Below are 6,453 nucleotides of genomic sequence, written 5' to 3'. Positions count from 1 at the left end.
CGGATGGTTTCCCAATCGGACATCTGATACTGGAAGCGGAACGCGTGCTGGGGATATTGGCGTCGAAGCCTGAAGGAAAACTGATGCCCGACCAGTTCATGCCGCCGCAGAATCGCCTCGATAATCTCTGGCGCGGTCTGGTGCTGGTAGATGCGGGTGGAGCGCGTCAGCCTCAGGCGGGCGACCAGCGGTTCCACGACCATCTCATACGCATGGAAGTCCGGTGTTTGCGCCGTCTTGGAGAAGCGGGTGATGCAGCCGGCAAAGGTGCGCGGCTCGGAGTCATCGCCGGGGTCGATCAGGAATGTGGCCGGCTTGCCGAGATAATCGGCGCGGTCCAGTTCAAGAGGGTGTGTCAGTTGGACGATGGCCTCGTAGGGCTCGCCCAGCCGCTCCACCGCCTCGAATGACACCACCGACAACCCTGCGGCGCTTGTCGCACCGGGGACTTTCAGGAAATACGACTGCCGCGCCATGATTCTCGCTCCGTTGCCCGCGCAGTCCGGAAAAGCTGCGTAGGGGCCATGCTAGAAGCGTCGAAGTGGGCACTACAATCGTACTAGTTCGAAAAATCGCTGTCGCGTCTACGCGTCGCCAGCCATCGGCAATCTCAACTCCGCTCGCACCCCCCTGCCCTGTACGCCTTCGCGCAGCACCACGGTGCCGCCGAAGCGTGCGGCCATTTCCCGCGAGATGGCGAGGCCCAGGCCGGATCCCGGTTCGGTGTTTTCCACCCGTCGATAGAAGCGCGCGAACACCTTCTCGCGCTCGGCTTCGGGGATGCCGGGGCCGTCGTCTTCCACCACCAGCAGTGCATCGCCGCCCACGCGCGCGGCGGAGAGCGTGATGCGGCTGCCGCGCCCCGAGTATTGGATCGCGTTGTGCACCAGGTTGGCCAGTGCCTCGCGCAGCAGCGCGGCGTCGGCGCGCACCGGCAGCGTCAGGTCCGTCGGCCGTTCCCAGCCGAAGTCCTGCTGCTTGCCGCGCGCCAGCGGCAGGTAGTCGAGTGCCACCTGTTCTGCCACGGTCACCGCGTCGATCTCGGCCACGAATTCGGCCGGCCCGCCGCCCTCGCGCACTGGCTGCCGAGCACGCGCCAGCGCCAGTAGCTGGTTGGTCAGCCGCGCGGCCTGCTCCAGTTGCGTGACGATGCCGCCCACCGCTTCGCCAGCCGCCTCGCGCCCGGCCTCGCTGTGGCGGGCCGCCAGCTGCCGCTGGGCGAACTCGGCCTGCGTCTTGAGGATGGCCAGCGGCGTGCGCAGCTGGTGCGCGGCATCGGCGATGAACTGGGCCTGCGACTGCGCCATGGTCTCGGAGCGCGAGACGTGCAGGTTCACCGCGTCCACCAGCGGACGCACTTCCACCGGCACGCGGTCGAATTCGAGCGGCGTCAGGTCCTCGGGCGAGCGCGCGCGCACATCGTCGCGCACGCGCTGCAGCGGACGCAGCACATAGGTCACGCCGCCCACCAGGATCAGGGCCGACAGCACGATCAGCGCCAGGTCGCGCAGCAGCGCGCTGCGCCAGACATTGGCGATCAGCGCCGAGCGGGGTTCGGCGGTCTCGGCCACCTGGATGATCACGCGGATGCGCGCGTCGGGCCGGTAGACCGGCCGGGCCATCGCCGCAATGCGCACCGGCTCGCCGCGATAGGTGGCGTCGTAGAAGCGGGTCTGATTGTTGACGAGGGTGCCCGCCGGCAGCGGCAGGTCGTCATAGCCGGTCACCGTCTCCACGCGCCCTGCCCGCTCCATCGACACCCGGTAGAACACGTGGGTCTGCGCGGCGGTCTCGAACATCTCCATCGCGGCATCCGGCAGCGTCAGCTGCACGCTCTCGCCGGCCATGCCGATGGCGTTGTCGATGGTGCGCACGGAGCCGTAGAGCGAGCGGTCGTAGGCGGTGTTGGCGGCGTGGCGCAGCGTGCCGTAGGTGAACCAGCTGTCCACCGCCATCATCAGCGCCAGCGCCGGCACGAGCAGGATCAGTAGCTGGCGGCGCAGGCTGCCGCGCAGCCAGGGCCGCGCCGGCGTTGGCGTGCGCGGGCGGCGGCGCCTCATGTCAGGCCTCGGCCTCGGGTTCCAGCAGGTAGCCGAAGCCGCGCAGCGTGACGATGGTCACGCCATGGCCGGTCAGCTTCTTGCGCAGGCGGTAGACCAGCACCTCGATGGCGTCCGGACTCACGTCGGCATCGAGCGAGAAGACTTTGTCGAGCAGTTGCGCCTTGGTCAGCGGCTGGCCGCTGCGGGCCAGCAGCGCGCCGAGCAGCGTGGATTCGCGTGGCGTGAGCGCCAGCGGGGCGCCGCCGAGGGTGAAGCTGCGCGTCTCGCCATCGAATACCAGCGTGCCGCATTGCAGGCGGGGATGAGCGCGGCCACGGCTGCGGCGGATCAGGGCGAGGATGCGCGCCTCGAGTTCGGCGATGGCGAAGGGCTTGGGCAGGTAGTCGTCGGCGCCGAGGTTCAGGCCGCGCACACGTTCGTCGAGGGTGTCCTGGGCGGTCAGGATCAGCACCGGCGTGCGGTCGTCGCGGCCACGCATGGCCTTGAGCACGGCCAGGCCGTCCTTGCCGGGCAGGCGCAGGTCGAGCACCACGGCGTCGTATTCCTCGGCCATCAGCCGGGCTTCGGCCTGCAGGCCGTCCGCCACGTGCTCGATGACGAAGCCGCCCTGCTCCAGCGCGCGGGCCACCCAGCGGGCCAGTTCCACCTCATCTTCTACCAGCAGGATACGCATGCCGGACCTCCTCTGCCGGATCGGGAATCGAGGGCGCGGGCGCGTCCCGAGGGCGCCTATAATACCTCCGCCCTGCCCGCCGGTGTCGGCGGCCTGTCCCTCATCGCCCTCCGTTCCGCCTTGCCGAATCGCGTCCTGACATCGCCCCTGCCGACGCCGTCCTCCGCGCCCGCATCGCCGGTGCGCCGGCACCTGCTGCGCGCGGGTGCCGCGATGGCCGCCCTGCCCGCACTGGCCCAGGCCGCACCGCGCGTGCCGGACGGCTATCCGCCCGAGTACGCCGGCATCATCGAACGGGCCCAGCGTGAGGGCGCCGTGGCGGTCTACGCGTCGACGGATCTCGCGGTGGTCCAGCCGCTGATCGCCGCCTTCGAAGCGCGCTACCCCGGCGTGCGCGTGCGCTACGCGGACCTGAACACGGTGGAGCTGAACGATCGATTCCTGGCCGAGAGCGCCGCGCTGGGCGCCACGCGCGCGCCGCGCGACGCGGCGTTCGCCGATGTGCTGTGGAGCACGGCGATGGACCTCCAGATCAAGCTTGTCAACGACGGCTATGCCCAGCGCTACAACTCGCCCGAGCGCGCCGGCCTGCCGAGCTGGGCGGTGTGGCGTGACGAGGCCTGGGGCACGACCTTCGAGCCGGCCGTGATCGTCTACAACCGCAAGTATTTCGATGGCGCGCATGTGCCCGGGAGCCGCAGCGGGCTGGCGCGGCTGCTGCAGGAGCGCGGGCCGCAGTGGCGCGGGCGCATCGTGACCTATGACGTGGAGCGTTCGGGGGTGGGCTACCTGCTTGCGCAGCAGGACGCGCGCATGGGCAGCGAGTTCTGGTATCTGGCGCAGGCGCTGGGTCGCGCGGGCGTGAAGCTGTCGGCCTCGACGGCGGACATGATCGAAGGCATCGCCAGCGGCGAGCTGGTGCTCGGCTACAACCTGCTGGGGTCGTACGCGCTGTCGCTGATGGAGCGCGGCGCCAGCATCGGCGTGATCGCGCCGCGCGACTACACGCTGGTGATGTCGCGCGTGGCGTTTATCGCCCGGCAGGCGCCCCGGCCCAATGCGGCGCGGCTGTGGCTGGACTTCGTGCTCTCGCGCGAGGGGCAGGCGCAGCTCGGCAAGTCGACTTCCCAGCTCTATACGATTCGCACCGATACTGACAGCGCCTACACGGCCCAGACGCTGGCGGAGCGGCTCGGCTATGCGCTCAAGCCGATCAGCGTGGGCCCCGGCCTGCTGGCCGCGCAGGACGCCCTGCGCAAGCGGGCGTTCCTGGCGCGCTGGCGCGAGGCGCTGCGGGGATAGGGCTGGGGAGGCTTATTCGGCCAGGGCCTGTGGCGTGGACGACCCGCAGAACGTGGCCATTTCGGCGTCGATCGGCCCCATCGGGCGCGGCACGTAGCCTTTCCGGAGCGCGGTGGAGAAGCGCAGCATGTCGATCATGGCGTCGGCCAGCCGCTCGGCTTCGTGATTGAGTTCGAAATCCTCGGGCGAGAACAGCCAGTGCGCCAGCACGCCGCCAATGGCCGCGTGGAAGGCGTTGACGGCCAGCGGGATGTCGAGATCCTCCGGTAGCTGGCCGCATTCCACGGCCATGCGCAGGTGCTCGTGCATCTTGACCAGCCCTTCCTTGTGCGACTGGCGCTGGCGTTCGAAGATCGCGCCGTTGTCCTGCACCATCTCGCACTTGTGGAAGATGATCTCGAAGACGCGGCGCCACTGCGGGTTCACCACGGTCTGCTTGAATACGAAGGCGCAGATGTCGCGGATGCTGTTCAGCGGATCCTCGCGCAGCGCACGCCGCTCGGGGGCGATCAGCGCCTCCACCGGCAGGTTCACGCGGTCGCACATGGCCGCGAAGACATCGCTCTTGTTCTTGAAGTGCCAGTAGATGGCGCCGCGCGTGACGCCGGCCGCTTCGGCAATATCTGCAAGTGACGGGCGCGCCACGCCACGGGCGTGGAACACCGCCTCGGCGGCATCCAGGATCCGGTTGCGGGTTTCCTGCGCTTCTTCCTTGGTACGTCTGACCATTTCCTCTTTCCTGCCAGCGGACGCTTATCCGCCCAGGTCTCCGTTGTGCCACACGATTGTGACGACAACCTCTCATTTGTTCATGGCGACACCGCCATCGGCGGGGCGCATCCTAACCTGCCCGCAATATTCGTGCTCACTGTTGACGCAAATCGTCAAGATTGCGTCAAAAAGGCTGCGCTTCAAAGTGTTGTAAAAGGCGCTGTTTGCGTGCCGGACTTAACATACATGCTTGAATGTATATATACTACGCGCTTGCTCGATCGTCGGCCAGCCCAAGATCCAGTGACGCCCTGCACGCAAAGTGACGTCACGGCCGACGCGCCGGGCACCAACCTGCCCGTTTTAACGCACCAACGCCGCTAGCCATGCGCCCGCTCAAGGGGGCCGGCTTGCGGTGCGCATTACGCTTTTCCGCACTCGCCACGCAGTGGCGCGCCCGTCCGGCCGTCACATGCGGCCAGTGCGGCAGATCTCAAACATCATCATGGGGTTATCGATGAGGAAGTCCCAACGTATCCATTGCGTTGCCGCCGCCGTGGCGGTCCTGGCGTTGTCCGCCTGCGGCCAGAAGGCCCCGCAGGGCGGCGCCATGCCGCCGGCCGAAGTGGGTGTGGTTACCGTCACACCGTCCGCTGTTGCCGTCATCAATGAATTGCCGGGCCGCCTGGAAGGCGTGCGGACCGCCGAAGTGCGCGCCCGCGTGGAAGGCATCGTGCTGTCCCGCAACTACACCGAAGGCGGCGAAGTGAAGGCTGGCCAGGTGCTGTTCCGCATCGATCCGGCCCCGTACCAGGCCCAGCTGGCGTCCGCCAGGGCGCAGCTGGAGCGGGCCGAGGCCAACGCCGTCTCCGCGCGTCAGAAGGCCGAGCGCTACAAGCCGCTGGTGGCCGCCAACGCGGTCAGCAAGCAGGAGTTCGATGACGCCGTGGCCGCTGCCGGCCAGGCCAATGCCGACATCGCCGCCGCCAAGGCTGCCGTGACCACGGCCCAGATCAACCTGGGCTACACCACGGTCACCGCGCCGATCTCCGGTCGCGTGGGCCGCGCGCTGGTCACCGAAGGCGCGCTGGTCGGCAAGGGCGAAGCCACCAAGCTGACGGTGGTCGAGCAGGTCGATCCGATCTGGGTGACGTTCACGCAACCTGCCGCCGAAGTGGCACGCCTGCGCCGGGCCATCGAGAATGGTCAGGTCAAGGGTGTGAATGGCGGTGCCCGTGTGCACCTGTTCCCCGAGGCGGGCGACCGCGAGTACAGCCAGACCGGGAAGCTGCTGTTCACGGACATGACCGTGGACCCGACCACCGGCTCGATCACGCTGCGCGCGGAGTTCCCGAACGCCAAGCGCGAACTGCTCTCGGGCACCTTCGTGCGCGTGAAGATCGAGCAGGGCGTGGACGAGAACGCCCTGACCGTGCCGCAGCGCGCGCTGATCCGCACGGCGCAGGGCGCCAGCGTGATGGTGGTGGGCGCCGACGGCAAGGTGGCCGTGGTGCCGGTCAAGGCACCGCAGGCGATCGACGACCGCTGGATCATCACCGAAGGCCTGAAGGGCGGCGAGAAGGTGATCGTGGAAGGGCTGCAGAAGGTGCAGCCGGGCGCGCCCGCCAAGGCCGTGCCGTTCCAGGCGCCGAAGACCGCGTCGACCCCGGCCACCCAAGGCTGACCCGCGCCATCGCACCATAA

At 68.5% G+C, this 6,453-nt stretch carries 6 protein-coding genes; 2 read left to right on the top strand and 4 right to left on the bottom strand.

Translation table 11 applies throughout. The features are described from left to right. The 3 genes from AC1DEL_RS23145 to AC1DEL_RS23135 form a co-directional block, all read right to left on the bottom strand. The coding region (locus tag AC1DEL_RS23145) for a contractile injection system protein, VgrG/Pvc8 family (RefSeq protein WP_477126277.1) at window positions 1–476 on the bottom strand (476 nt) is incomplete at its 3' end. A 108-nt stretch (window positions 477–584) separates the two neighbouring features. Then, window positions 585–2,060, bottom strand: a complete 1,476-nt coding sequence (locus AC1DEL_RS23140; protein WP_441591561.1) for a sensor histidine kinase — start codon at window positions 2,058–2,060, stop codon at window positions 585–587. Window position 2,061: 1 nt separating this feature from the next. After that, window positions 2,062–2,736: a response regulator gene (locus AC1DEL_RS23135; RefSeq protein WP_092291052.1), complete on the bottom strand. Its 675-nt coding sequence runs from the start codon at window positions 2,734–2,736 to the stop codon at window positions 2,062–2,064. Between the two features lie 213 nt (window positions 2,737–2,949). Here AC1DEL_RS23135 and AC1DEL_RS23130 point away from each other — a divergent pair, with 213 nt between their 5' ends. Continuing rightward, window positions 2,950–4,038, top strand: coding sequence for an ABC transporter substrate-binding protein (locus AC1DEL_RS23130; protein WP_092292071.1), 1,089 nt, complete (start codon window positions 2,950–2,952; stop codon window positions 4,036–4,038). A gap of 12 nt (window positions 4,039–4,050) precedes the next feature. Here AC1DEL_RS23130 and AC1DEL_RS23125 read toward each other — a convergent pair whose 3' ends face one another. Further along, window positions 4,051–4,767, bottom strand: coding sequence for a TetR family transcriptional regulator (locus tag AC1DEL_RS23125; protein WP_092291054.1), 717 nt, complete (start codon window positions 4,765–4,767; stop codon window positions 4,051–4,053). A 499-nt stretch (window positions 4,768–5,266) separates the two neighbouring features. Here AC1DEL_RS23125 and AC1DEL_RS23120 point away from each other — a divergent pair, with 499 nt between their 5' ends. Then, the gene (locus tag AC1DEL_RS23120) at window positions 5,267–6,433 is read left to right on the top strand and encodes an efflux RND transporter periplasmic adaptor subunit (protein ID WP_092291056.1); all 1,167 of its coding nucleotides are present in this window, start codon (window positions 5,267–5,269) and stop codon (window positions 6,431–6,433) included. Window positions 6,434–6,453 lie beyond the last annotated feature (20 nt).

The sequence above is a fragment of the Cupriavidus sp. 10L43_2 genome (assembly GCF_056395265.1).
This window is presented reverse-complemented; position numbering and strand designations above follow the sequence as displayed.

Coding starts and splice junctions, on each gene's coding strand:
- AC1DEL_RS23140 (WP_441591561.1), bottom strand. CDS start 2,060: ATGAGGCGCCGCCGCCCGCGCACGCCAACGCCGGCGCGGCCCTGGCTG.
- AC1DEL_RS23135 (WP_092291052.1), bottom strand. CDS start 2,736: ATGCGTATCCTGCTGGTAGAAGATGAGGTGGAACTGGCCCGCTGGGTG.
- AC1DEL_RS23130 (WP_092292071.1), top strand. CDS start 2,950: ATGGCCGCCCTGCCCGCACTGGCCCAGGCCGCACCGCGCGTGCCGGAC.
- AC1DEL_RS23125 (WP_092291054.1), bottom strand. CDS start 4,767: ATGGTCAGACGTACCAAGGAAGAAGCGCAGGAAACCCGCAACCGGATC.
- AC1DEL_RS23120 (WP_092291056.1), top strand. CDS start 5,267: ATGAGGAAGTCCCAACGTATCCATTGCGTTGCCGCCGCCGTGGCGGTC.